Genomic DNA, 25,551 nt, shown 5'->3' with positions numbered 1-25,551 from the left:
ACGGCAACCAAGCAGGTCTCAGTAGCTTCGGAAATCAGCCCGGCAACCGTCGGAGACCCAGATGCCGTTGCGCCCATAACCCCAACTGCGCCCCTGGATACAAGCCGAACTGGATATCTGGCGTACCAGTTGCACACCGGCACGTGTGTTCGCTGCGCACTCGCGCGTCCGCCCATCAATAGACTCACAACGGAAGACTTGGCCGCCGATGCCATGGTTGTTCCCGTAATAGCTGCCATTGCCACCGTAGTTGCCACCGCCGCTGCGGAAGTCAGCCCGGCAACCATCGGTCACCCAGACACCGTTGCGGTTGTAGCCCCAGTCCTGTCCCTCGATGCAACCGGACCTGGAAATCTTGCGCACCAGTTGCACGCCACCACGCGTGTCCATCGGGCAGGTTCGGTTGCGTCCATCATTGGACTCGCAACGGACCAGCTGGCCGTTACCGCCATAGTTGTTGCCATAGTTGTTGCCGTTGTTATTACCGTAATTCCCACCATAGTTACCACCGCCATTTCCAAGCAACCGGAAATCCGCGCGGCAACCTTGCGAGACCCAGATCCCGTTGCGGCCGTATCCCCAGCTGCGGCCTTCGATACAGGCGCTGCCGGAAATCTGCCGTTCAATCATCACGCGACCACCGCCAGTGGCACACTCACGCGTACGCCCGTCATTGGATTCGCAACGGATGGTGCCGCCGCTGGATCCGTAGTATTGCGGCGCAGCGGATGCCGGCATCGCAGCAGCGGCTAGAAAGGCCATGCCGAGCATGGACGTGTTGATCATCAGTGTGCGCATCGTGGTGTTCCTCCCGAGGATTTGCGTCGGCCTCTCAGTGTGGTGAGATTCGTCGACAGTTTCCACTTTAGTCACGACGTATTAACGCAAGGCGAAGAAACAACGGTCCACCGACATTGGACCAGCCTCCATTCAGGAAACTGGTCAGGCGCGTGGAAAGTCGAAAGCCAGCACATCCGCGATACGAAGCGTACCCAGCGCCCCCAGCATCGCCATCAACAAGCGGTCGATGCCAAGCGCAACACCCGCACAAGCCGGTAGCCCCGATGTCAGTGCTGCAAGCAACTTGGTATCCATCGGCGGCACACCTGCACCACGCATCTGGCGCACGCGAGCATCGTTGGCGAACCGCGCGGCCTGTTCTATCGAATCCAGTAGTTCGTGATAGCCATTGGCCAACTCCAGCGGCCCGAGATATAGCTCGAACCGCTGCGCGACCAAATGGCCCCCCGCATCACAAGCAATGCGCGCGAGTGCGCATTGACTGGCGGGATAGTCGACCACCGCAAGCATTTCATCAGACTTGAATTCTGGCTGCAGGCAATGGGTCATCAGCAGGTCCAGCCAGTCATCGCGGCCCAACCCTTGCGGGTCGATCACCACATCACCGAGTGCTGCCTGCAAGGTCGCGTCATCCGTGGTGAAAGGATCGATACCGAGTGCATCCCGGTACAGGTCGCGATAACGCACTACGCGCAGCTGCGCGCGTCGGCCGACCAGGGCCAATGCAGCCTGCACAAGCGTCGCGGCTTCCTCGATCAACTGCACATGATTCCAGCCAACGCGGTACCACTCGAGCATCGTGAACTCGGGATTGTGGCGGCCACCGGCCTCGCCGTCGCGGAACACGCGGCCCAGTTCGTAACAATCGCCGATGCCCGCCGCCAGCAGTCGCTTGAGCGCGAATTCCGGCGAAGTGCGCAGCCAGCGCGTGCACGGTGCGCCATCAGTGCGACCACTGAACTCCAGGGTGAACGAAGCGATGTTCGGATCGGTATTGCCAGCCTGCGACAGCACCGGAGTTTCGACTTCGAGCACGTCGCGTGCATGGAAAAATTCGCGAACCAGGCGATTGAGCCAGGCACGCAGGCGCATTGCATCGCGCGATGCGCTTGGCGTCCACGGTGCATCAACATCGATGCCGTCAGTCCAATTGGGGCCAGGCTGAAAGCGCATGCTCAACTGGCGTGATCCGCAAGGAACGCAAGCAAGGCCGCTTCGTCCCAAGTCTCGATGCCGAGCTCCTGCGCCTTGACCAGCTTGCTGCCAGCTGCTTCGCCGGCGACCACCAGCGAGGTTTTCTTCGACACGCTGCCCGCCACCTTGGCGCCCAACGCTTCGAGCTTCGCGCCAGCCTCGTCGCGCGACATCGCAGACAGGCCGCCGGTAAGCACCACGGTCTTGCCGGCCAACGGACCATCGGCGGACCGCTGCGGCGCACCTTCAGGCCAGTACATGCCGGCTGCCTGCAAGGCCGCGATGGCCTCGCGGTTGTGAGGCTCGGCGAAAAAGTGTCCGATGCGCGCGGCCACGATCGGGCCGACATCGGGAACTTGTTTCAACTGTTCCTCATCGGCGGCCATCAGCGGCGCCAGCGCACCGAAATAGCGTGCGAGCGTTTTCGCCGTGCTTTCGCCGACATCGCGGATACCCAGCGCAAACAGCAGGCGTTCCAGCGTGGTGGTTCGGCTCGCTTCGATCGCCGCGACCAGGTTTTCTGCCCATTTGGTCGCGATCTTTCCGGCCTTCACTGTTTCCGGAACTGTGCCAGCAGCTTCGTCGGCACGACGCTTCATGTCGATGAAATCGTCGACACCCAACCGGTACAGGTCGGCGATGCCATGCACGTAGCCGAAATCCACCAGCGCCTCGATGAAACGCTCGCCGAGCCCGTCGATATCGATCGCACGACGCGAGGCGAAATGGATCAGCGCCTGCTTGCGCTGTGCCGGGCACACCAGTCCGCCCGTGCAACGCGCAACGACTTCGGCTTCCTCGCGCTCGACAGCCGACCCGCAATCCGGGCAGTGACTCGGTAGCGTATACGGCGGATGCAGGGGTTGACCGGCAGCGTCGAGCGGACGCCGTTCCTCGATCACCCGCACCACTTCCGGGATCACGTCACCTGCGCGGCGCACGATCACGCTGTCGCCAACGCGCACGTCGAGCCGGGCGATCTGGTCGGCGTTGTGCAAGGTCGCGCGGGTCACCGTCACCCCGCCCACGTGCACCGGCGCCATCAGCACCCAGGGCGTGACCGCACCGGTGCGGCCGACATTGACCTCGATCGATTCCACCGTGGTCGTGGCTTCCTGTGCCGGGAACTTGTGCGCGATCGCCCAGCGCGGCGCACGCGAGACGAAGCCCATTGCACGCTGCTGGTCAATACGGTCGAGCTTGTAGACCACGCCATCGATGTCATATGGCAGGTCGTCGCGTGCTGCACCGATGCGTGAGTAATACGCCAGCAGACCTTCGACCCCAGTCGCGACATCGACCAGCGGACTCACCGCGAAACCCAGTTCGCGCAACCACGCCAATACCTGAGAATGAGTCGCGGGCAATGTTGAATCGGTTTCGCCCAGCGCATACGCGTAAAACGCCAGCGGACGCCTTGCGCTGATCCGAGAATCCAGCTGCCGCAGTGAGCCGGCGGCACCGTTGCGCGGATTGGCCATGGGCTTTTCGCCAGTATCGCGGGCACGCGCGTTGTAGGCTTCGAATCCGACACGCGGCATGTAGACCTCGCCGCGGACTTCCAGCACGTTGGGTGCGTCGCCGCGCAGGGTCAGCGGGATCGAACGGATCGTGCGCAGATTGGCGCTGACATCCTCGCCGGTCGCGCCATCACCGCGGGTTGAGCCGCGTACGAAGGTTCCATTTTCGTAACGCAGGCTGATCGCCAAGCCATCAAGTTTGGGCTCCACCGAAAATACCGGTGCGGCATCGCCGGTTTCTTTATCGATCCGGGCCACGAAGTCCGCGACTTCCTCATCGCTGAACGCGTTCGACAGCGACAACATCGGCACTGCATGCGCGACCTGTTCGAAGCGCCCGGAAGGCGCATCGCCGATGCGTCGTGTCGGAGAGTTGGGATCGGCGTACTCGGGATGCGCGGCCTCAAGCGATTCAAGCTCGCGCAGCATCGCGTCATATTCGATATCCGGAAGGTCCGGATCGTCGAGCACGTGATAGCGATGACTTGCGTCGTTAAGCCGACGGCGTAGTTCGTTGATGCTTGCGTGGATATCGGAAGTGGAAGCCATGCGGACTCTGGTTCCTGCCGTCATCCCGGCGAAGGCCGGGATCCAGTTTTCTGAAGCCGGAGCTGTACTCCAGCATGCGCCGGAGTCACCAACACCATCACCAGCGCGTCGGCTTGCTTAAGGGCGCCGCCTGATGCTGCCGGTCATATCCGCGCAGCTCGTCGCGGATGTGCTGGATGCGCTGGCGGCCGAGTGCATTGCGTTCTTCGTCCAGCACCACGCCATCCAACAGTTCAGACATGCGTTGCGCGGCTGGCAGCATGGTGTCCCAGGCATCCAGTGCGGACAGCGGCGCCGGCAAGGTCAGGAAGAACGCGATTGCCGGGGTTTCCAGCTCGGCGATGCTGGCCATCTCGAAGCTGCCCGGCTTGATGATGTTGGCAACGCTGAACACCGGCCCCTGCTCCGGGCGACCATCGACCATGCGGTGGAACACGTCCATGTGACCGAAGGTCAGGCCCGCTTTTTCGGCGGCAACCACGATGTCCTGGCCGCGCAGCTTGGTCCCGGCCTTGGCTGCGACATACAGCGAGACGATGCGATCAAACTGGTCGGAGTTGCGCTTGCCCAATTCGCTGGTGGCCGGACCTCCATTGGGCAACGGCAGTTCGTCCTGGCTGCCTTCGTCCACCGGCTGGCCCCAACTGCCAGCCAACTGTTCACCCAACGAGGGCTCCTGTCGCGCGCCCTCACCGCGATCACCACCATCGGCACGTACATCGCGCCGGCGTTTCGAAGCCTTGCGGCCACGACCGAAGTAGATGATCGCGCCAAACAGCAGTGACATTGCGACTGCAATACCGATGCGCAACAGGGTCATGTCAGACATCCAGTCCTCCTTGTTTTTTACGCAGCGCCGGCAAGGCGCGCAGCCTCGGCGAGATCGACGGATACCAAACGGCTCACGCCGGGCTCGCGCATGGTCACACCCGACAATTGCTGCGCGGCTTCCATCGTCGCCTTGTTATGGGTCACGAACAGGAACTGTACCTGCTCGCTCATCTCGCTGACCATGTTGGTGAAGCGGGTGACGTTGGTTTCGTCCAGCGGTGCATCGACTTCGTCCAGCAGGCAGAACGGCGCCGGATTGAGCCGGAAGATTGCGAATACCAGCGCGACCGCGGTCATCGCCTTCTCACCTCCGGACAGCAGCGAGATGCTGGACACGCGCTTGCCGGGCGGGCGCGCCATGATGGTCACGCCCGCATCCAGCAGGTCTTCGCCGGTCAGTTCCAGGTAAGCATGGCCGCCGCCGAACAGGCGCGGGTAGAGCTCCTGCACGCCGCTGTTGACGCGGTCGAACGTGTCCTTGAAGCGGCCGCGGGTTTCGCGGTCGATCTTGCGGATCGCGTCTTCCAGGGTGTCCAGCGCCGTGGTCAGGTCGGTGTCCTGCGCATCCAGGTAATCCTTGCGCTGCGCCGCTTCGGCATGCTCGGCGATGGCGGCCAGGTTGACTGGTTCCAGCCTGCGCAGTTTCGCGTCGAAATCGGCGACCGCCTTTTCCCAAGCCGGCGCATCGGCATCCTCGGCAAGTGTGGCGACCACATCTTCCATTATGAAACCGGCTTCGACCAAGGCACCCGAGAACTGGTCGGCCTTCAGTACCAGCGCCTGCTGGTCCAGCTTGCGCTGGCTGATCGCTTCGCGTTGCTGCAGGGCCTGCGCATCGCGTTGCTGGCGAGTCTGTTCGAAGCCGCGCAGTTCGTTGTCGATGCCTTCGAGCGCCGAACGCGCCGCGGCCAATGCCTGCTCGGTGCGTACGCGTTCGCTCAGCGCCGCTTGCCGTTCATCTTCCAGCGACTTGACCGGCGCATCGCCGTCGATGAGTTGCGACGCCAGTTCACCCAGGCGTGAATCAAGCTGGCCGCGCTGGTTACCCATGCGTTCCAGCGCCTGCGCCAGCGCCACGATCTGCGCGCGCTGCGACTCGACCGTCAAGGCCAGCGCGTGCGCCACATCGCGCGATTCGCGCGCCGCGTTGCGGGACGCATCACGCGCTTCGGTGATGTCGCGGCGCTCGCCATCCAGCACCTGCCGCGCGGTTTCCAGTTCACCCATGCTGGCAACCGCAGTCTCGACCCGTTGGCGGGCTCCGCGGGCCTGCTCATTACCAGCTTCAAGGGTAGCGGCAAGTTGCGCGAGTTCGGCTTCGATGCGCTCGATCCGGCCACGCGCAGAATCCAGCCGTCCTTGCTGGCTCTGCAGCTGACCGGCAAGTTCGGACACGCCGCGATGGGCCAGGTACAGCGCGCGCTGGGCGTCCTCACGCTGTTGTTCGGCAGCCAGCAATTGATCGCGCAGCGCAGTCAGCGATGCATCGAGTTCGCGCTCGCGGGACACATGAGCTTCGATTTCGACGCGCAGCGACTGGATGTCTTTTTCACGCAGCAGCGCGCCCTGCTTGGCGGCGCCCGAGCGCAACACGCGTACCCAACCATCACCCAGACGTTCGCCGGCGCGGGTAATGACTGATTCGCCATCGCCCAATCGCGCCTGCAGGGTGCGTGCATCGGCCAGGGTTTCCGCAGCATGCAGTTTCGACAGCAGGCGACGGATCGCCAGCGGTCCCTGCACCTTGCTCGCCAGCGAACTTGGCGCGAAATCGGCCGCACCGGATTCGGTGGACACCAGCGCAAGCCGGCCATCGGCAAGCTCACAGAGTGCATCGACCAGTGTTTCCGGCTGATCGACCAAGACGCCTTCGATCAACTGGCCGAGCGCGGCTTCCACCGCATTTTCCCAACCGGATTCGACCTGCAGGCGTTCGCCGACACGGGCAGCATCGTCCAGTCCGCGCTGCTTGAGCCAAGCCACCGCGGCGCCCTGCTCCTGCCCGAGCGCGGCCTGCTGCAAGGTTTCCAGCGAGGCCAAACGACCACGCGCGGCCTGCGCCTGCTTGCGCAGCTCGGCCAGATCGGCCTGGCGCGTGCGTTGTTGTTCCTGCAGGCCGGTCAAGGTTTGCTTGCGGGTTTCCACGTCACTGGTCAGGCCGTCCAGCGCGGTCTTCTGGCCGTCGTGCTGGCCCTGCAAGGTAGTGAATGCTTCGCTCAACGCGGTCAGGTCGAGGCCCGTGCGCTCGGCACCGAGCTGCTCGCGGCGGCGGTCGGCGTCGAGGATTTGCCGGTCCAGGTGTTCGATGCGGGTACGTTCGACATCCCCGGCGCGCGTGGCCTCGGCCTGCGCCTTGCTATGAGCATCCCAGCGCTGCTGCCAATCGGCCAGGCGCGCTTCGGCATCACGCCAGGCATCCTGGCGGGCGCCATCGTCGGCCTGCATGGTCGCCAGTTGTGGCTCGGCGTCGGCCACGGATTCATGCAGCACGTCGAGCTTCTGCTGGTCGCCACTGATGTGGCCGCCAATTTCGCTGAGTGCCGATTGCGCTTCGTCGCGCGCACGCTGCAGGCGCGTCGCCAGCTCGCGCTGATGGGCGATCTGTTGTTCAACCCGGGCTAGCGTACTGCCGACCTGATAGACCGATGCCTGGGCAACATTGAGTGCTTCGCTGGCGCCATCGCGGCGACCACGGCCGGTTTCCAACTCGCGCTCAGCTTCGCGCTGTTCGGCAATCAACTGCTCAAGTCGGGTCTCGTCTTGTGCCAGTTTCTCGCGCAAGCGCTGCAGCTTGGTGTCCAGCGTGCGGAACTCGAGCGCCTTCCACTCGGCATCCTTGATCCGGCGTTCGGCCTGGATCGCGGTGTATTGCTCGGCCTGCTTGGCCTGGCGGGCCAGGTGCTGCAACTGCTTGGCCACTTCCTCACGCAGATCGCCAAGACGATCAAGATTTTCGCGGGTATGCCGGATGCGGGTCTCGGTCTCCTTGCGGCGCTCCTTGTACTTGGAGATGCCGGCGGCCTCTTCCAGGTAGATGCGCAGTTCCTCGGGCTTGGCATCGATAACCTGCGAGATCATCCCTTGTTCGATGATCGAGTAGCTGCGCGGCCCCAAACCGGTGCCGAGGAACAGGTCGGTGATGTCGCGACGGCGGCAGCGGGTGCCGTTGAGCGCATACAGGCTCTGGCCATCGCGGCTGACCGTACGCTTGACCGAAATTTCGTTGAACGCCGCGTACTCGCCGGTGATCGTGTGGTCGGAGTTGTCGAAGATCAGTTCCACCATCGCCTGCGACACCGGCTTGCGCGTGGAGCTGCCGGAGAAGATCACGTCGGTCAGCGAGTCACCACGCAGGCGGCTGGCCGCGCTCTCGCCCATCACCCAGCGGATCGCATCGATGATGTTCGACTTGCCGCAGCCGTTCGGCCCAACCACGCCGGTCATGTTGGTCGGCAGGTGAAGGGTGGTCGGATCGACGAAGGACTTGAAACCGGCGAGCTTGATGGTGGACAGGCGCATGCGGCGGCGGTATTCCCGGCCACGGCAACGGACCGTGGCAATCAGATAAACAAGATTAGATAAATCCTCTAATTAATTGATTCAATTAGAGGAACGTGACCGGCATTCATTGGTCAATCCACGAGTATAACGGGCCTAGGCGATCAAGCGCTCGCCCGAATCGCGATCGAAAAACAGCACTTGTCCGCTCCGGAGCGAGAAGCCGACCGTCGCCCCGGTCTCCGGCATGCGCTCCGGCGGCAATCGCGCAACCAGTGGCAAGCTGCCATGACGCAGGTTCACGAAAATCTCGTTACCGACCGGTTCCACCGTCTCCACCACTGCCGTCAACGATGCGATCGCAGCCTCGGCCACCGGATGCAGGTGCTCAGGACGAATCCCCACCACGACATCTTTCTGCAGCCATGCTTCGGGAATTTTGATGTCAGGCAACGCCAGCGGTGGCAAGCCGTCAGTGTGCAGGACCAGCCCATCCGCCCGATGCAGCCGCCCACTGATTACGTTCATTGCGGGGCTACCGAGGAATGTTGCCACGAACAGGTTGGCCGGGCGCTCGTACAGCGCCATCGGCGTGTCGATCTGCTGGATCTGCCCGTCCTTCAGCACCACGATGCGCTGGCCCAGGGTCATCGCTTCGATCTGATCGTGGGTCACATAGATCATCGTCGTGCCCAGCCGGGCATGCAGCCGCGCGATTTCGGCGCGCATGCCGGCGCGCAGCTTGGCGTCCAGGTTCGATAGAGGCTCGTCGAGCAGGAATACCTGCGGCTGGCGCACCAGCGCCCGCCCCAGCGCAACCCGCTGGCGTTGTCCGCCCGACAGTTGCGCGGGCTTGCGTTCCAGCATGCTGCCCAGCTCCAGCACATCCGCGGCCTCGCGCACGCGGCGCGTGATCTCGTCGCGCGGCATCCCGCGCAGTTCCAGCGCGAAGCCCAGGTTGCGAGCGACATTCATATGCGGGTACAGGGCATAGCTCTGGAACACCATCGCGATATCGCGTTCCTTTGGCGGCAGGTCGTTGACGATGCGCTCGCCGATCCGCAACGTGCCGGATGAGATCGATTCCAAACCGGCGATCATCCGCAGCAGGGTGGATTTACCGCAGCCGGACGGGCCGACCAGCACCACGCGCTCGCCGTCGGCGACCTCGAAACTCGCACCCACCACGGCGACATGCCCATCCGGATAGACCTTGCGAACCTGCTCAAGCTCGACTCTTGCCATCGATCACCTCGTGGTTGTCGATCCTGCGGACACCGCGTCGTGCAAAGCCGGTGCGACCGCGCTATTCTGCCATGTAACCGATTACATGAATGCCCCTGATGAGTGAATCCGAGCGCGAATTCCCACCCGGCTTCCTCTGGGGCGCAGCCACCGCCGCCCACCAGATCGAGGGCTCGCCGTTGGCAGATGGCGCCGGCCCCAGTATCTGGACCCGCTTCGCGCATACCCCGGGCATGATGCACAACGGGGACACCGGCGATGTCGCCTGCGACCATTACCGGCGCTGGAAGGACGATGTCGCGCTGATGCGAGAGCTTGGCCTGCAGGCCTATCGGTTCAGCGTCTCGTGGTCGCGGATCCTGCCCGCGGGCACCGGTGCGGTTAACCAGAAAGGCCTGGATTTCTATTCGCGGCTGGTCGACGAACTGCTGGCCAACGACATCGAGCCCTTGCTGACGCTCTACCACTGGGACCTGCCGGCGGCACTCGACGACCGCGGCGGCTGGCTCAACCGCGACAGCGCCGACTGGTTCGCGGAATACGCGAGCGTGCTGTATCGCGCACTGGATGGCCGCGTGAGGAAGTGGGTGACCCTCAACGAACCGTGGGTGATCACCGATGGCGGTTACCTGCACGGCGCACTCGCCCCGGGCCACCGCAGCCGTTACGAGGCGCCCATCGCCAGCCACAACCTGATGCGCGCGCACGGCGCGGCGGTCAAGGCCTACCGCGAACTCGGCGAGCATGAGATCGGCCTGGTGGTGAACATCGAGCCGAAGCACCCGGCTACCGACTCCGCCGAGGACGCCGCCGCAGTGCGCCGCGCGCATGCGTACATGAACGAGCAATACCTGCACCCGGCCCTGCTCGGCCACTATCCCGCGGAACTCAAGGAAATCTTCGGCGATGCCTGGCCGGACTGGCCGGCCGAAGATTTCGAATTGATCAAGCAGAAGCTCGACTTCGTCGGCATCAATTACTACACCCGCTGCGTTTCCAAGGCCGCCGAAAGCTATCCGCTCAACACCGGCGTGGTCCGGCAACCGATGGGCACCTACACCGAGACCGGCTGGGAGGTCTTTCCCCAAGGCCTGACCGAGCTGCTGCTTTGGTTCAAGCAGACTTATGGCGATCTGCCGGTCTATATCACCGAGAACGGCGCTGCCTTCTTCGACCCACCGACTGCGGACACCGATCCAGCCACCGGCCAACGCCGGGTCCGCGATCCGTTGCGCACCGACTACCTGCGCAAGCACATCGGCGCGATCCACGACGCGATCCAAGCCGGCGTGGACGTGCGCGGTTACATGTTGTGGTCGCTGATGGACAACCTGGAATGGTCGCTCGGTTATTCCAAGCGCTTCGGCATGGTCCACGTCAACTACACAACCCAGGAACGCACACCGAAGGACAGCGCACGCTGGTATTCGCAGGTGATCGCCAGCAACGGGCGTTCGTTGACGGATCCGTTGCCTTACTGAGCCGCTGGTCCGGCGGCGATGTCGATCTTCGCCGGCAATTGGTTAATGCGGACTTCGCCATGCTCGATGGCGCGCTCGATCACGCGTGCGCCACCGCGCACATGGCCGCTAGCCCACGGTTCCGGCAGTGACAGCACCAGGCCGCCTTTCGGCAAACGAAGTCCTACCGGTACGGCGAGGCGCAGGACCCCATCGACTTTCTGCAAGGTGTAATCCAGCCGGCCTTGCGGCGTGCGCAGGCCTTCAACGGCAACACCCCCGGCTTGCATCCATTCGGCAGGAATGCCTGCGGCGATCACCAATGCGTCGTCGCGTTCGCGGCTGTAGGCGAACATGTCCAGCACCGAGCGCATGTAGTCCGACGCCACCCAGGCATGCGGCAGGTCACCCAGAAAGAACGGCGTGCGCGGTGTTCGTGAAACCACTTCAGCCCACTGGTTCCAGCCACGCGGTTGCTGGTCGGCGATGAAGTAGTCCAGCGCTTCGCCTGCACGCTCGCGCCAACCCAGGCGTACGAAGGTACCGACCGTGCGCAGTTCGTAAGGCGTGTAGTCCTTCCATTCGCGCTTGCCATCGCGGCGCTGCACGAATTCGCGCCAGTAGCGCTCGAAGGTGTTGTGCAACAGGTCCTGCGGCAGGTTGGCCTGCTCGCCGCCGGGCGCCAAGGCAATGGTGGACGAGGTCGGGTCGAAATCGCCCAGTTCCGCCGCACCCGGCAGATAGTCGATGGCGTGTGCATGCGTAGCAACATCCAGCGAGGCGTACAGGTCCGCACGGAACTCGTCACGGGACGCGGCGAAGCGGCGCGCAGCCTCCTCGCGGCCAAGCCATTGGGCGATCGCCACCGCATCCTTGTAACCGCGCAATACCCAGAAATCATCCCAATACGAATGCATCGGCTTGGCCGAATAGCCCTCATGGCTGATCGACGCCGGCATCAGTCCGAAGAACGCCGGATTCACATTACGATTCGTTTCGGTGCGCTCACTGAGGCGCAGTTCGTCCATGTATTTGACCGCGCCAGTCACCTTTGGCCACATTGCTTCCAGCAACGCGCGATCACCGGTGTAGCGGTACTGCTCGGCTACCGCATGGATCAGCTCGCCCTGGCTGTCGTTTTCCGGCACGGGATCGCTGCCGCGGTCATCCACGCAGCATGGCACCTTGCCATTGGCGAACTGGTAGGGCGCGTACCAACGCAGAAAGTCGCCGGCCACGTCCTCGCGGCCCATGCGCAACAGGCCTTCGCTGATCATCGCGCCGTCGCGGATCCATGCGCGTGCGTACGAGCGCGTGCCCGGCTGCAGGCGAGGGCCGGTGCGGCTGACCAGCATGTTTGCCAGCGCGGTGCGCAAGGTGTCGATCAGCGGCTTGCCAGCGGCCGGCACCTGCAGTTTCACGCGGTCGAGCTTGGCATGCCATTGCGCGGCGACCCGGGCACGCAACACCTCCACATCAGCAGGCGGCACTGGCGGCATCTGCTCGCTTCCGTAGAGCAGCGAACGCCAATCAAAACTGCGGGATTCGCCGGGTTGCAGGCGCACGCCGAACAGCATCGCGCCCGATGCCAACCAGGTGGCATCCTCGACCGTATCCGTGCCGAACATGGCAAGCCCGAGACCGCTGTCGAGGCATGTGGCGCACGCCTTCGACCAATCGATCGTCGCCAGGCGAGACACCACCTCGCCACTGTCGAAATTCGTCGCGAACGACAGTGCCGGTTTCTGCGATGTCCGCAGCAGCAGCCTGCCCTTTTCGACCACGCTGCCTTCGCGCACGCTCAGCGCATCGATCCGACTCACCCCGCCCACCGTGTTGAGGAACTGACTCGGCGGGTTGACCTGGAAAGGCCTGACTGCAAGCACCAGCACGTAATCGCGGGGTGTCGTGCTCGTGTTGGAAAGCCGGTAGCCGCCATGCAAGTGGGCCGCGTCGTCCTCCTGCGAGGCGAATGCGGTGATGTCGAGTGCGAAACCGGGATGCGACCAATGCACGCTCGGGATCGGCAGGTAATCGTCCTGCAGCGACTGTGTCGTCTTGACGTCGGCCCAGCCGACGAGCCTGCCATCGACGACCACGAACGGTTCGATGCTGGGCGCGCCCTTGGCCAATTCGATCGCGCCGTCCTCGCCGATCAGGCCCTGCTCGAGGCCGCCATCGACACCAACAATCGTCCAGTACGGCTGTTCGCCAGAAAAACCGCGCGGAAACGTGCCTCGTGGTGCGACCGCGGCTACTGCCTTGACGAAATCGTTCGGTGTAGCGGCGTATGCCAATGGCTGCACCGCGATCTCTTGCAGTCGCGCGCGCGTCTTGCCGAGCGGGCGCACGCGCAACCAGCGCGCCTCCTGCTCTGGCAGCGCAATGGGATCATCGCCGCCATTGCTTGCATGCACCGTGCGCACGCTGCGCCAGTGCTGGCCATCCTCGGAGAGTTCCAACGCGTAGTCCGCCACTGGTTGGCCCGAAGCCCAACTCAGGATGGCACCACCGAATTCGCGTAGCCGCCCGAGGTCATAGCGCCAGCCCGTGGCGTCCTGCACCAGATTGCCGGCAAGCGGCGCGCCATCATCTGTTGGCAATTCGCTGAATGCCAACTCGTCGATGCAGGCACTGCCCTTGCCACCACCCTTGCCTGCGCTGATGGTCAACTCGAAGCTTTCGCTGGCCTGCAGCGTGCGGTCCTCGGTTGGCCCCCAGGCAAAATCAATTTGCCGCTTCTTGAGCTTCGTGGCCGTCCATGTTTTCGGCAACAGCATGTTCGGTTGGTTGCGCCACCACACATTGTCCCCGCTGGCATCGGCCAGTTTGAATTCCAGGTTGTTGGCTGGCCCTTCGCCACGCAGGAACATGCGGAATTCGTAGTTGCCTGGATAACGCATCGGCAACGTGCGGCGCGCGACCGCATAGCCCGACACGCCGTTGAAGTCATAGTCCAGGCACAGTCCCTTGCCCTTTTCGCCATCGACCTGGCGCAAGCTCGCGCTGACGCTGTCCGAGGCAGTCGCCCGCCAGGCGGACATGTCCTCGAAACCGTCGAGCAGTCGCGACTGTTGCGCATGCGCGGCGGACGCCGCGAGCAACAGCCCGGCCAACACAATACCTCGCCTCACCCCTTGACGCTCCCGACCAGCAAGCCCTGGATGTAGTAACGCTGCAAGGCCAGGAACAGCACGAGCACCGGCAATATGGTCACCACCGAGCCTGCCATCATCAGTTCGTTGTCCTGCACGTGCTCGCGCGACAGCGACGCCAGCGCCACCGGCAGGGTCTGCAAGCCCTGGTCGCTGAGCACGATCAGCGGCCACATGAAATCGTTCCACGCGCCGAGGAAACTGAAGATCGCCAGTGTCACCAGAATTGGTTTCAGCACCGGCAGCACGATCTGCCAGAAAATCCGCCATTCGCTGGCGCCGTCTACGCGCGCGGCATCCAGCAGGTCATCCGGGATCGATCGCGAGTACTGGCGGACCAGGAAGATGCCGAAGATGCTGGCCAGTCCAGGCACCATCGCGCCGGCATAGGTATTGATCAGGCCCACCTGCTTGAGCAGCAGGAACAGCGGCATCATCGCCACCTGACCCGGAATCACCAGCACTGCCAGCAATGCGCGGAACGTGCGCTCGCGACCGCGGAATTCGAGCTTTGCGAAAGCGTAGCCGGCCAGCGTGTTGAGCAAGAGCGAGATCAGGGTCACCACGGTGGCGATCATCGCGCTGTTGGCCAGGTAGCGCCCCATGCCGGCGCGCACGAACAGTTCGCGATAGTTCTGCAGGCCGGCATCGAGCGGCAGCAGCGGCGGCGGGAAATGGCTGGCTTCGCCCGGTTGCATGAAGGACACCGACAGCATCCACAGCAACGGAAACGCGCTAAGCACGGCCAGCGCGACCAGCAAGCCATTGATAAGCGCCGATGCGATGCGACGGTCCATGCCTAGTCCACCCCGCGTCGGCGCGCGAACCACAACAGGCCGGTGGTCGCCACGGTCATGATCGCGAACAGCAGGAAGGCCACGGCAGAAGCATTGCCCAGGTTCCACCACTTGAAGCCTTCTTCATACATGAGGTACAGCACGCTGACCGTACTTTGCAGCGGACCGCCCTGGGTCATCACGTAGGGCTCAGCGAACAGCTGGAAATAGCCAGCCATGGTCAGGATGCCGACCAGTACCAGCACCGGGCCGAGCATCGGCAGGGTGACGTGGCGGAACTGCTTCCAGGGCGAGGCGCCATCGATGCGCGCGGCTTCGTAGAGGTCCTCCGGAATGCCCTGCAGGCCGGCCAGGAAGATGATCATGTTGTAGCCGAAGTTCTTCCACACCGCGAAAAGGATAATAGTCGGCATGGCCCAGTGCGGGTCGCCCAGCCAGTCCACCGGCGCGATGCCGAGCAGCGACAGGCCCCAGTTGGCCATGCCGTAGGTGGTGTGGAACAGGTAGCGCCAGATCACCGCCACCGCGACCACCGTGGTCACCACCGGCGCGAAAAACGCGGTGCGGAACACCGGCTTGAAACGCGCCAGTTTCGAATGCAGCAACATCGCCGCGCCCAGTGACACCGTGATCGACAGCGGCACGCCGACCAGCACGAAATAGAACGTATTCCCAAGCGCCTTCCAGAACAGCGGGTTGTGCAGCAACGTCCAGTAATTGCCCAAGCCGACGAAACGCAGGTTGTGGATGTCGGCCAATGCGTAGATGTCGAAATCGGTCAGGCTCAACATGAATGCCGCCAGCACCGGGATGCCGAAGAACAACGCGATCACGCCCAGCGCGGGCGCGGCAAACATCCAGCCTGCGAGCCCTGCTTTCATCGCGTCGCCTTCGTGACTTGCCCGCGGTCGAGCATCCAGCGGCGCTTGGCCAGGATCGTGTCAGCACGCCGGTCCATTTCCACTGCCGCCTGATCCACCGTCAGCCCGCCGCTGGCCAGTTGCTCGCCGACGATCCTCATCTCCTGTGCGATGCGCTCCCACTCCGGCACCTTGGGCGCCGGCACCGCCCGTTCCAACTGGTCGCGGAAGGCACGCGCATACGGATCATTCGCCAATGCCGGCACGGTCCACGGCGAACGTCGTGGCGGCAGGTCGCCGGTCAACGCATGCAGGCGAATCTGCTGCGCAGGCGCGGACAGGAAGCGGATCAGTTCCCACGCCGCGCGCTTGTGCGTGGACTGGCTGAATACCACGAAACTGGTGCCACCGGCGATCGATGCACCGGGGCCATCCGGACCGGGCAGCGGCATGGTCATCCACGCATCCTGAAGTTCAGGTGGCAGGCGCTTGCGGAATTCGGCGATGTTCCATGGCCCGCTGATATAGAACGCGAACGTGCCATTGCCGAATTCGTCCCAGACATTGGAGATACGCGTGTTGTCCACGCGCGGCGCGAGGTTCTGGTCGAACAATGATCGGTAAAAAGCCAGGGTGCGGTGGAAGCCCGCACTGCGGAAGTTGCCGTAACGCCCGCCGTTGCGGAGCAGTGGTTCGGGTTGCTGGACCGCCAGGTTGAGCAACGGTTCAAACTCGTTGAGCGGCAACAGGATGGCGAATTTCCCTGCGCCAGCGCGCTGCTTGATCGCAGTCATCGCGGCGCGCCATTCCGGCCATGTCCGTGGTGGCGCGTCGATGCCCGCCGCATGCAGCAGGTCGCGACGGTAGTACGGGATCCGTGTTTCTACATACCAGGGCACGGCATAGGTGTGGCCATCGATCACGCCGCTGTTCCAGGCGCCATCGAAGAAGTCCGCGCGCGCAAAGCCAGGGCTCGCCGCGATGCGCGCATCCAGCGGTTCGAGCGCGCCCAGCGCGGCGAACTCGGCAATCCAGGTATTGCCCAGCGGCACCACGTCCGGCAGCGCATCGCCAGCATAGGCGGTCAGCAACTTCTCGTGTGCGGCGGTCCATGGCAGCTGCTGCAGATCCACCCGGATGCCCGGATTGCGGCGCTCGAATTCCGGGATCAGCTGCGCGACGACTTCGCCTTCGTAGCCCATCGCCCAGAAACGCACGACCTCGCGGCCATCGCCATGCTCGCGCGTGCAACCTGCAAGCGCGAACAGGATCACGATCACTGACGAGAGTCTCAGTGACGTATCCCAAGTGACGAAGCCACGCATCGGCGTCTAGCCGCCGGCAGCCGCGGCCGGAGCTTGCGGTTGTCGCGCCGGCGGGGGCTTGGTCGCTGGAGTCTTGCGGACAGGAGTGGCCGGACGGATGGGCACCACGCTGGCGCCCAGCCATCCGCCGCGAAAACCGGCGCGCTGCAAGCCCTTGCGGATGTGCAGGTTGCGACGCATGACGTTCCACACGAATTCGCTGCGGTGGTTCTCGATCATCAACACGATCGGACCCTGGTCGATACCGAGGTAGTCGCTATCCACCCAACCCATCGGCGTGATCCGCCCGTGGTGCAGCTTGGCGTCGGTGAAATCGAAGCTCGGGTTGAACGCATCCAGGAACCCGTACTCGCCATAGATGTCCTTGCCATAGCGTTCGTGCATCTGCGTGATCGCGGGAATCACGATCTCCGGCGCGAAGGCGATCGAACCGGCTGCCGCGGTCGGCGTGATGGTGCCATCGTCCAGCACGTATTCGATGCCGGCGCCGCGCGCGGCATAGGTGCGGAACAACCGGGTCTGGCCATCGAACTCGAAGCTGGCGTCAACTGGCCCGTCGCTGGCGCTCAGCCCCCAGACGTTCTTGCCGTAGCCCTTCCAGCCGGCCGCATTCTCGATCGCGTAGCCGCGTTGCGAATACACCGCGCGACGGCTGTTCTCGAAATAGTCGATGCCACGACGATGCATGTACTCGTCCTGGATACCGCGGAAATCGATCCAGACCTGCGAATACTGGTGCCCGAACATCGGCGGGAAGCTGAGGTGTTCGTCGCCATGGAACTTGCCCCAGGTGCGGTCGTAGGTGGAGGTCCAGGCGTCGTAGGCATCCTTGTCGATTGGATGGGTAGGCGAACCAAGCGCGAGGATATAAACCAGGATGGCCTCGTTGTAGCCCTGCCAGTCGTACTTGAGCGCGCCCTCTTCGGGCGTCCAGCCCATCGAGATCAGCGGCTTGCGTACCTGCGCCCACGGCCACTCCACGCGCGCGTAGATCTTCTCGGCCAGCTTGCGTATCTCTGCCTCGCTGCCGTCCTGGCGGTCGTAGTAGCTTTGCGCAAACAACACGCCACCCAGGAACAGGGATGTATCGACGGTGGAGAGTTCATTGGTGCCGGCCCGGCTGCCATTGTCCATGTCGAGGAAGTGATAGAAAAATCCCTTGTAGCCGCTGGCGCCCGCAGGCTGCGGCCCCTGTGGCGCGCGCGCGAAGAAACGCAGCGTCGCCAGCGTGCGCTGGGCCGCCTGCTCGCGGCTGATCCAGCCGCGCTCCGCACCCACGCCGTAAGCGGTCAGGCCGAAACCGACGGCTGCAATACTCGATGCCGACGGCGATGGCCAGCGATCCGGCACCAGTCCATTGGCCGGATTGCCGAGTTCCCAGAAGTAATCGAAGGTGCGGTGTTCGAGGTCTTCGACCAGCGCAGGTACCGCGTTCTCTTGCTGCGCTTGGGCTGCTGCAGGTGCAGCGACTGCGGGCCGTGGCGGAGGGGTGCCATCCCCGCAGCTGCCTACAAGAAGAGCAAATGCGCATGCCGCGCCCTTGAGCGCGACATGCATGGAGCGACGTACGCTTTCGGTTTCCGCTACCAACTGAAACCCACCGAGAGTTTGAAGGTCCGGGTCGGGAGCGAAATACTGTTCGGCTTGCCGAAGTTCGCGTTCATGGGTTCGTTGGCACCACCCATCCAGTCATCGTAACCAGCGTAGTTCGACCAATTGAACACGTTCAACAGGTCCGCTCGCAGCCGGAATCGGAACCCGCCGCCGCCGGGAATCGTGAATTCCTTGTTCGCGGCGAGGTCGAACTGCTTGAAGTGATCGTTCGGCACGTAGAAGGTGAAGTGACAAAGACTCCATGAGGTTTCATTGCAATCCTGCACGTAACGCGGCTGCGCGGTCGCGTAGGTCAGCTTGGCCGACAGAGTGAGACCCCACGGGCCATCATAGATGCCGGTGGTGACCAGGCGGTGCTTCGAAGCTTGTCCGTCGAACCAGCCATAGCCATCGATGGTGGGCATGTTGAAGGCGCCTGGCCAACCGTTGATCGGGCTGTTCTGCTCCGAGTCGGTATAGGTGTATGCAACATTCACACCCCAGCCGGTGGCGTGGTCATACGGCTTTTCGATCCGGAGCAGGAACGAGTTCGCCCTGGTCTCGAGCGCATTCTCGGCCAGGATCATGTTGCCGAACGGTGCGAAGCCCTGTCCCCATGGCGGAGGGTCGGTGGCACCCGGCGGGAAGAAACTGCCATCAGCGCGGCGGTTGCCCAACAGGAAGGCGATCCCGTCATGGCTCGTGACATGCGATATGGTCGATTCGATGGTCCAGTCGTGCCCGGCCATTTCCACGATGTTGCGCATGCCGAGGCTGAACTGGTCGGAGTAAGGCACTACGAGGTTGTTGTTGTTGAGATAGACCTCACGCCCGCCACCGGCCGCGGCACGCGCCCACAGGTTTTGCCTGTCGAGGTATGCCGAAGTCCAGGCCAGGCAGTTGCCGCCAGAACAGGGATGCATCGCCGTGTTGAAGTCGAAGCCGAATGATCCCCAGCTGCCCTTCGAGACCTCATTTTGGAGGTAATCGAACAGGTTGCGGTCGTAGGAACGCCCCGCGCCACCAAAGATGACATGCCGCTGGTCGCCCTGCAGGTCATAGGAGAAGCCGAGCCTTGGCGCCCAATTGTTCTTGTCCGCCGAGCGGTTGTTGCCGGTGCTGATGTAGTCCTCGACGTTGACACCCGATGCGGGCAATGCAGCATTGGATGCACGCATCGCCGCGGCAACATTCGTCGGTGTCACGAAGTTTTCATAGCTCGGAGTCCGCTCGTAGTCCCAGCGGACACCGAGATTCACGATCAGCTTGTCGTTGACCTCCCAGTCGTCCTGGATATACAGCCCGAACTGCTTGTTGCTCGAACTGACGGTGCCATCGCCCAATGCTGACACAGGGGCTCCGAACTCGACATGAGTCGGCACTACCAAGCTTTCGTGGATGTCGTAGTAGAACTGCGGGTTGAACTTGTTCTGCTCCAGCGTATCCACCGTGATGGCCTTGTATTTCACGCCCATCTTGACGGTGTGGCCCTCCCATCCGAACCAGGTCAGGTCATCCTGGATGGCCCAGCCTTTCTGCCCCTTGTCCTGGTAGTTGTCGCCACCGCCGCGACGGGCGATGGTGTCCCACCAATTGCCGTCAGCCAGCCAGGTGCCATTGCTGAACTCGTGCGGCCGCGGGCTCCAGAACGATTTCTCGTAGCCGATGTGCGCGTCATTGAGCCAGTTCTGCTGGGTCCATTGCCAGCGCAGGTCGACGCGGGTTTCCTGGTTGATGTTGTCGGTCGCGGCACTTGGCAGGCGGTTGCCGCCGATATCGGTGGTTTCGCTTTCCTTGCGCACCTTGGTGGTGAGCTCGAAGTAGTGGTCCATCCCGGCATTGAGATCGAGCTTGACGAAATACAGGTCCTCGTCAAACGGCTTGGTGAAATTGCCTGACCCGTACTCATCCTTGAAACTCGATGGCAGCTGACCGATGTTGTAGCCACGCCCCAGACTGAACGTGGTCGGCGACTGGTAGGACTTCGCCTCGTAGGCGACGAAGAAATGCGCGACATCGCGCTTGATAGGCCCACCGATACTGACGCCGTATTGCTTCTCCTCGGAAACCGCCTTGGTCGCACCTGGAAGTGACTCGTACTCACTCTTGGAACGCCATTGCGTTTTCGTGGCATCCCAGAAGACATCGCCAGTGAATTTGTTGCTGCCCGAACGCGTCACTGCCACGATCGCTGCACTGCTGAGCTGATCGAACTCAGCTTTGTAGTTCTGGGTAATGACCTTGTATTCGCCGATCGCGGATTGCGGAAACGGGTTGCCGCGACTGCTGTCCTGGCCTGCTATTCCGCCGGGCAGCACATAATTCTTCTGGCCAACGCCGTCAATGAAGACGTTGATTGCCGATGCGGTCTGGGCACCCGAGCGCAAGCGCGTGTTGCCATTGCCATCCTGGCTGAACACCATCCCGGGAACCGTATCGGCGAATGCCAGGAAGTTGCGGGTGCCTTGCGGCAATGCCTCGATCTGCTTGGCGGAGACGTAAGTCGCCACTTCGGACGTACGCGTTTCCGGCACGAACTCCGCCGAGGCCACGACGCGCTCCAGCGTGGTCACGTCGCCGGTCGCCGGGGCGGTGGCCGCCTGCCCTAGATCGACCGTGGCAACCTGGCCAACCGCCAGCGTGATGGTGCGCGCACCTCCTGCACCGCCTTCCACACGGTAGGTTCCCGGCGGCAGGCCGGGGATGGCATAGCCGCCATTGGCATTGACGGTGGCGTTCCGGCTCAGGCCGGTTTCGACATTGGTGACGGTCACTGTGGCGCCCGCCGTGGCTTGTCCACGCAACGTGGCCGCGGTCGACTGCGCCATCGCAGGGGTGGCGCCGAGCACCAGGCATGTGGCCAGCGCGCAGCTGAGCAGGCTTCGGTTGTAGCGCTTCGTGTTCTTCTTGGTCATGTCATCCCCTCCAGGGAGCGTCGCAAACGGAAAGAATTTGCAGGGTTCGGGCGTCGTACGGTCAGGAACTGTCAGGGGACACACGAGCCATCCCAGTGGAAGCACGCACGACAAGCTGCGGCTGGCGCAGGCCATCGTCGGATTGGCCGTCGCCGACAGGTGCAAGCAGGCGACGCATTGCATCTGCACCCAGCGCGGCAATGTCCACTCGCATCGTGGTCAGGCCCGGCGGCACATGGCGAGCCAAGGGGATGTCGTCGAAGCCGGCGAGCGCAATATCGACAGGGACAGTGAGTCCGGCGGCACTGAAGGCCGACAGGCAACCCAGCGCCATCATGTCGTTGGCCGCGAACACCGCGTCGGGTAGCGATGGCCCGGCAAGCAGCGACTGCACCGCGCGTTCGCCGGAACCCTCGTGGAAATCGCCCTGCAATACCCAAGGTGCCGATCGGGGAAGCAATTCGGCGAGTCCATCGCGATAACCGCGAAGACGCTCTTCGGCTTCGTGGTTGCCTTGCGGGCCGGACACGAAGGCGATTCGCTCATGTCCCAGCGCTACCAGGTGAGCCACCATCGCGCGCGCGCCGGCATGATTGTCGATGCCGATCCGGCACTTCCCGGGCAGACTCAGGTGCGAGCTGATCAATACCGCGTTCGGCAGCATTGCCAACGCATCGGCCAAGTGCCCGTCGACATCGTCATATGGAGACATCACCAGCAGGCCGTCCACGCGTCCGCGCATGCTGCGCAAGGCATCACCCTGCTCGCGCGGGTCGCCGTGGTAGCTGGACACCAGCAGATGCAAACCATGTTCGCGGGCGACCTGGTCGATGCCGAACATCAGCTCGGAGAAGAACTCGCCATGGACCTCGGGCAATACCACCCCGATGGTGCGGGTGCGACGGCTGCTCAGGCTCCTTGCGGCGTGGTGCGGGATGTAGCGCAAACGCTCCGCCACGACTTGCACCCGGCGGCGAACCGCTTCAGCAACATTGTGCTGACCATTCAAGGCACGCGACACGGTGGCCACCGATACATTGGCCTCCCGTGCGACATCCTTGATGGTAACCGTCATCCGACACCCTGCTTTGCTTCCCCGAACTGGAATGTAAACGTTTCCAGTCGAGACGCAAGCGCATCTGGAAACGGGACGGCAGTCACTTCATAATAAATTCTTAACTATTTGTTTTTATAGCGATTGCCGATGCACTGGAAACGTTTTCTCGCTGCATTGCAGCAGGTGTCGCCGCCAACTGATTGCCTGTCAGCCAGCTTCTTGCGGGGTTTGTGCCTGGATCGCCAACGCATGGATGTCGGTGGTCATCATCTCGCCCAGTGCGGCGTACACCAGCCGGTGGCGCGCCAGCGGCAACTTGCCGGCAAATGCCTCGCTGACGATGGTTACGCTGAAATGGCCCTGCCCACCGCGAGCACCCGCATGGCCCGCATGCTTGTAGCTGTCGTCATTGACCTCCAGCGCGACCGGTGCGAGCGCCTCGGTCAGACGCTCGCGGATGCGTGCAACCCGTCCGGGATTCAGCCGCGGAATGTCGGTCTCGGTCCAGGCCTCGCTCACGGCAATACCTTTCGGAACGGACGTACATCGACGCGGGCATAGACCCCGGCGGCGATATAAGGATCGGCATCGGCCCAGGCGCGGGCGGCCTCCAACGACACGAATTCGGCAATGACAATGCTGCCGGAGAACCCCGCAGGACCTGGGTCTTCGGCATCGATCGCCGGGCACGGACCGGCCAGCAGCAGGCGGCCCTCGTCGCGCAATGCCGTCAGTCGCGCCAGGTGTTCCGACCGCGCAGCCAATCGCTGGGCCAGCACGTCAGCCCCATCGAATCCTTCAATCGCGTACCACATGGATGACTCCGCTGAACTGCAAGGCCGCATTGTAGAGGCCTCTTGCTGGACACGACCGCACGGAATCCGTACCCTTGATTGATCGCTTAGGCTCGATGCCAGCAGCCCAGCGCGAAACCGGTTTCATACCGCACCGCGCCCACTGACTGATCCAGCCCATTCCGCCACCCGTCACGATGTCGCGCCCGTCCAAGCAGCGCGGGCACCGCTCAGGCATGGCGAACTGCAGCATCGCAAGACCAAACCGGTCGCACACGCGGCCATGGCGTACAAGTGTGGCCCGGAGGGGGCCGCCAACCGATGACATCAGAACCCAGCAACGGCGTCAGCGCCGAAGCAACCAATCCGATGCAGGCGTGCGCACAGCAGCCCGCCCCAAAACAGCAGGAAATGCCGCTGGCGATGGTGCTTGGCCAGCCGCTGCTGCAGATCCCGCAGGACCTGTACATCCCGCCGGATGCGCTGGAGATCATCCTCGACGCATTCGAAGGCCCGCTGGACCTGCTGCTGTACCTGATCCGCCGGCAAAATCTGGAGATCCTGGAGATCCCGGTCGCGGAGATCACCCGCCAGTACGTCGAATACATCCAGGCCATGCACGAGATGCGTTTCGAGCTGGCCGCCGAATATCTGGTCATGGCCGCGATCCTGGCCGAGATCAAGTCGCGGATGCTGCTGCCGCGGCCTCCGAGTGAGGAGAACCTGGAGGACGATCCACGCGCCGACCTGGTGCGGCGCCTGCAGGAGTACGAACGCTTCAAGCAGGCCGCCGAAGACCTGGACACCCTGCCCCGGCAGGATCGCGACACCAGCCCGGTCAACGCGTTCATGCCTGACCGCAGCGCGGTCCGCGAGCCGCCACCGGTGGACCTGCGCGAAATGCTGCTGGCCTTGCACGACGTGTTCAAGCGTGCGGAGTTGTTTACCCAACACGCGATCCGTCGCGATGCATTGAGTGTGCGCCAGCGCATGGGGGAGTTGCTCGAACGCCTGACCGACGGCAACTTCCACCGCTTTGAATCGCTGTTCACGGTGGAGGAAGGCCGGCTAGGCGTGGTGGTGACCTTCCTCGGCCTGCTGGAACTGGCCAAGGAGCGCCTGCTGGACATCGTCCAGGAGGGGCCACTGGCACCGATCTACGTGAAATCCCTTGCCGCTGGCACGGACGACCCGAACGCACTGGAGTTGTCGAGTGAATTCGACGATGCCGATGCCGCCAACGACTCGAGCCAATGAGCCAAATGAGCCAAATGGACCAGACCCTCGTTACCAGAATCGTCGAAGCCGCCCTGCTCGCGGGCAACCAGCCACTGACCGTGGTCCAGTTGCAGGGGCTGTTCCCGCTGGACGATCCCGCGCCGGAAGGCAGCGTGCAAGCAGCCCTGCAAGAACTGCAGGACGCTTGCAGCGAGCGCGGCGTGGAACTGATCGAACTTGCCTCCGGTTGGCGCTTCCAGGTCAAGGCCGACGTGCACCCATGGGTCGCGCGCTTGTGGACCGAACGCCAGACCAAGTACACCCGCGCCACCCTTGAGACACTGGCGCTGATCGCCTATCGGCAGCCGATCACCCGCGGCGAGATCGAACAGGTGCGCGGCGTTTCGGTGAACAGCAACATCATCAAGGCGCTGGAAGAGCGCGAGTGGATCCGCGTGGTCGGCCATCGCGACGTTCCCGGCAGGCCCGAACTGCTGGCGACCACCAAGACCTTCCTCGACTACTTCGGCTTGAAGCATCTGGACGAACTGCCGCCGCTGTCCGAATTGCGCGACATCGGCGAACTGGAACCGCAACTGCCGTTCGAGCCGTCGATTCCGGCGGGAGTGGAAATGGGGTCAGAGAACATTTCCATCGAACAAAACGAAACAGACACTACCAATGGAGAGGAAATGTTCTCTGACCCCATTTCCTCCGACCCTAACCCACAACCCACCGG

The 25,551-nt window shown here is 63.3% G+C and carries 17 protein-coding genes and 1 pseudogene; 3 read left to right on the top strand and 15 right to left on the bottom strand.

Going from position 1 to position 25,551, the window contains the following annotated elements; all coding sequences use genetic code 11:
- Positions 1-18 precede the first annotated feature (18 nt).
- The 6 genes from PSV05_RS08705 to ugpC all read right to left on the bottom strand — a co-directional run bounded on the left by PSV05_RS08705 (position 19) and on the right by ugpC (position 9,638).
- The gene (locus PSV05_RS08705; protein ID WP_300064151.1) at positions 19-798 is read right to left on the bottom strand and encodes a DUF3011 domain-containing protein; all 780 of its coding nucleotides are present in this window, start codon (positions 796-798) and stop codon (positions 19-21) included.
- 144 nt (positions 799-942) lie between these two features.
- Positions 943-1,974: an EF-P lysine aminoacylase EpmA gene (epmA, locus tag PSV05_RS08700; RefSeq protein WP_300065426.1), complete on the bottom strand. Its 1,032-nt coding sequence runs from the start codon at positions 1,972-1,974 to the stop codon at positions 943-945.
- 2 nt (positions 1,975-1,976) lie between these two features.
- Positions 1,977-4,064 (bottom strand): NAD-dependent DNA ligase LigA, encoded by a 2,088-nt coding sequence (gene ligA, locus PSV05_RS08695; protein ID WP_300064149.1) that lies wholly within the window; start codon positions 4,062-4,064, stop codon positions 1,977-1,979.
- Between the two features lie 97 nt (positions 4,065-4,161).
- Positions 4,162-4,893, bottom strand: coding sequence for a cell division protein ZipA (gene zipA / locus PSV05_RS08690; protein WP_300064147.1), 732 nt, complete (start codon positions 4,891-4,893; stop codon positions 4,162-4,164).
- Between the two features lie 17 nt (positions 4,894-4,910).
- On the bottom strand, positions 4,911-8,414 hold the full coding sequence (smc, locus tag PSV05_RS08685) for a chromosome segregation protein SMC (protein ID WP_300064145.1): 3,504 nt from the start codon (positions 8,412-8,414) through the stop codon (positions 4,911-4,913).
- Between the two features lie 135 nt (positions 8,415-8,549).
- A complete protein-coding gene (gene ugpC / locus PSV05_RS08680) occupies positions 8,550-9,638 on the bottom strand; it encodes a sn-glycerol-3-phosphate ABC transporter ATP-binding protein UgpC (protein WP_300064144.1) in 1,089 nt (362 codons plus the stop codon).
- Positions 9,639-9,736: 98 nt separating this feature from the next.
- On the opposite strand from ugpC, the gene PSV05_RS08675 reads away from it, so the two are divergent.
- Entirely contained in the window at positions 9,737-11,119 is a 1,383-nt protein-coding gene (locus PSV05_RS08675; RefSeq protein ID WP_300064142.1) for a GH1 family beta-glucosidase, read from the top strand.
- Here the strand turns inward: PSV05_RS08675 and PSV05_RS08670 are convergent.
- From PSV05_RS08670 to PSV05_RS08630, 9 genes are all read right to left on the bottom strand, one after another.
- Complete coding sequence (locus PSV05_RS08670; RefSeq protein ID WP_300065424.1) at positions 11,113-14,217, bottom strand: discoidin domain-containing protein; 3,105 nt, start codon at positions 14,215-14,217, stop codon at positions 11,113-11,115. The genes PSV05_RS08675 and PSV05_RS08670 overlap by 7 nt on opposite strands.
- Positions 14,218-14,228: 11 nt before the next feature.
- On the bottom strand, positions 14,229-15,050 hold the full coding sequence (locus PSV05_RS08665; RefSeq protein ID WP_300064140.1) for a carbohydrate ABC transporter permease: 822 nt from the start codon (positions 15,048-15,050) through the stop codon (positions 14,229-14,231).
- Positions 15,051-15,052: 2 nt separating this feature from the next.
- Positions 15,053-15,931: a sugar ABC transporter permease gene (locus PSV05_RS08660; RefSeq protein WP_300064138.1), complete on the bottom strand. Its 879-nt coding sequence runs from the start codon at positions 15,929-15,931 to the stop codon at positions 15,053-15,055.
- Complete coding sequence (locus PSV05_RS08655) at positions 15,928-17,235, bottom strand: sugar ABC transporter substrate-binding protein (protein ID WP_300064136.1); 1,308 nt, start codon at positions 17,233-17,235, stop codon at positions 15,928-15,930. The genes PSV05_RS08660 and PSV05_RS08655 overlap by 4 nt, the downstream gene beginning before the upstream one ends.
- Before the next feature lie 6 nt (positions 17,236-17,241).
- Positions 17,242-18,792 (bottom strand): glucoamylase family protein, encoded by a 1,551-nt coding sequence (locus PSV05_RS08650; protein WP_300064135.1) that lies wholly within the window; start codon positions 18,790-18,792, stop codon positions 17,242-17,244.
- A 26-nt stretch (positions 18,793-18,818) separates the two neighbouring features.
- Positions 18,819-21,743, bottom strand: coding sequence for a TonB-dependent receptor (locus tag PSV05_RS08645; protein ID WP_300064132.1), 2,925 nt, complete (start codon positions 21,741-21,743; stop codon positions 18,819-18,821).
- Between the two features lie 61 nt (positions 21,744-21,804).
- Positions 21,805-22,818: a LacI family DNA-binding transcriptional regulator gene (locus tag PSV05_RS08640; protein WP_300064130.1), complete on the bottom strand. Its 1,014-nt coding sequence runs from the start codon at positions 22,816-22,818 to the stop codon at positions 21,805-21,807.
- Between the two features lie 189 nt (positions 22,819-23,007).
- Entirely contained in the window at positions 23,008-23,283 is a 276-nt protein-coding gene (locus PSV05_RS08635) for a BolA family protein (RefSeq protein ID WP_300065422.1), read from the bottom strand.
- Positions 23,284-23,315: 32 nt separating this feature from the next.
- Positions 23,316-23,615 (bottom strand): YciI family protein, encoded by a 300-nt coding sequence (locus tag PSV05_RS08630; RefSeq protein ID WP_300064128.1) that lies wholly within the window; start codon positions 23,613-23,615, stop codon positions 23,316-23,318.
- A 348-nt stretch (positions 23,616-23,963) separates the two neighbouring features.
- Here PSV05_RS08630 and PSV05_RS08625 point away from each other — a divergent pair, with 348 nt between their 5' ends.
- Both PSV05_RS08625 and scpB read left to right on the top strand, forming a co-directional pair.
- Complete coding sequence (locus PSV05_RS08625; protein ID WP_300065421.1) at positions 23,964-24,851, top strand: ScpA family protein; 888 nt, start codon at positions 23,964-23,966, stop codon at positions 24,849-24,851.
- A gap of 14 nt (positions 24,852-24,865) precedes the next feature.
- Positions 24,866-25,414: pseudogene (scpB, locus tag PSV05_RS08620) on the top strand (SMC-Scp complex subunit ScpB); the annotation flags it as partial.
- Positions 25,415-25,551 lie beyond the last annotated feature (137 nt).

The sequence above is a fragment of the Thermomonas sp. genome (genome assembly GCF_029945965.1).
In the GTDB taxonomy this organism is placed as follows: domain Bacteria; phylum Pseudomonadota; class Gammaproteobacteria; order Xanthomonadales; family Xanthomonadaceae; genus Thermomonas.
Note: the sequence above shows the minus strand (reverse complement) of the source record. Positions and strands in the feature narration are given on the sequence as shown.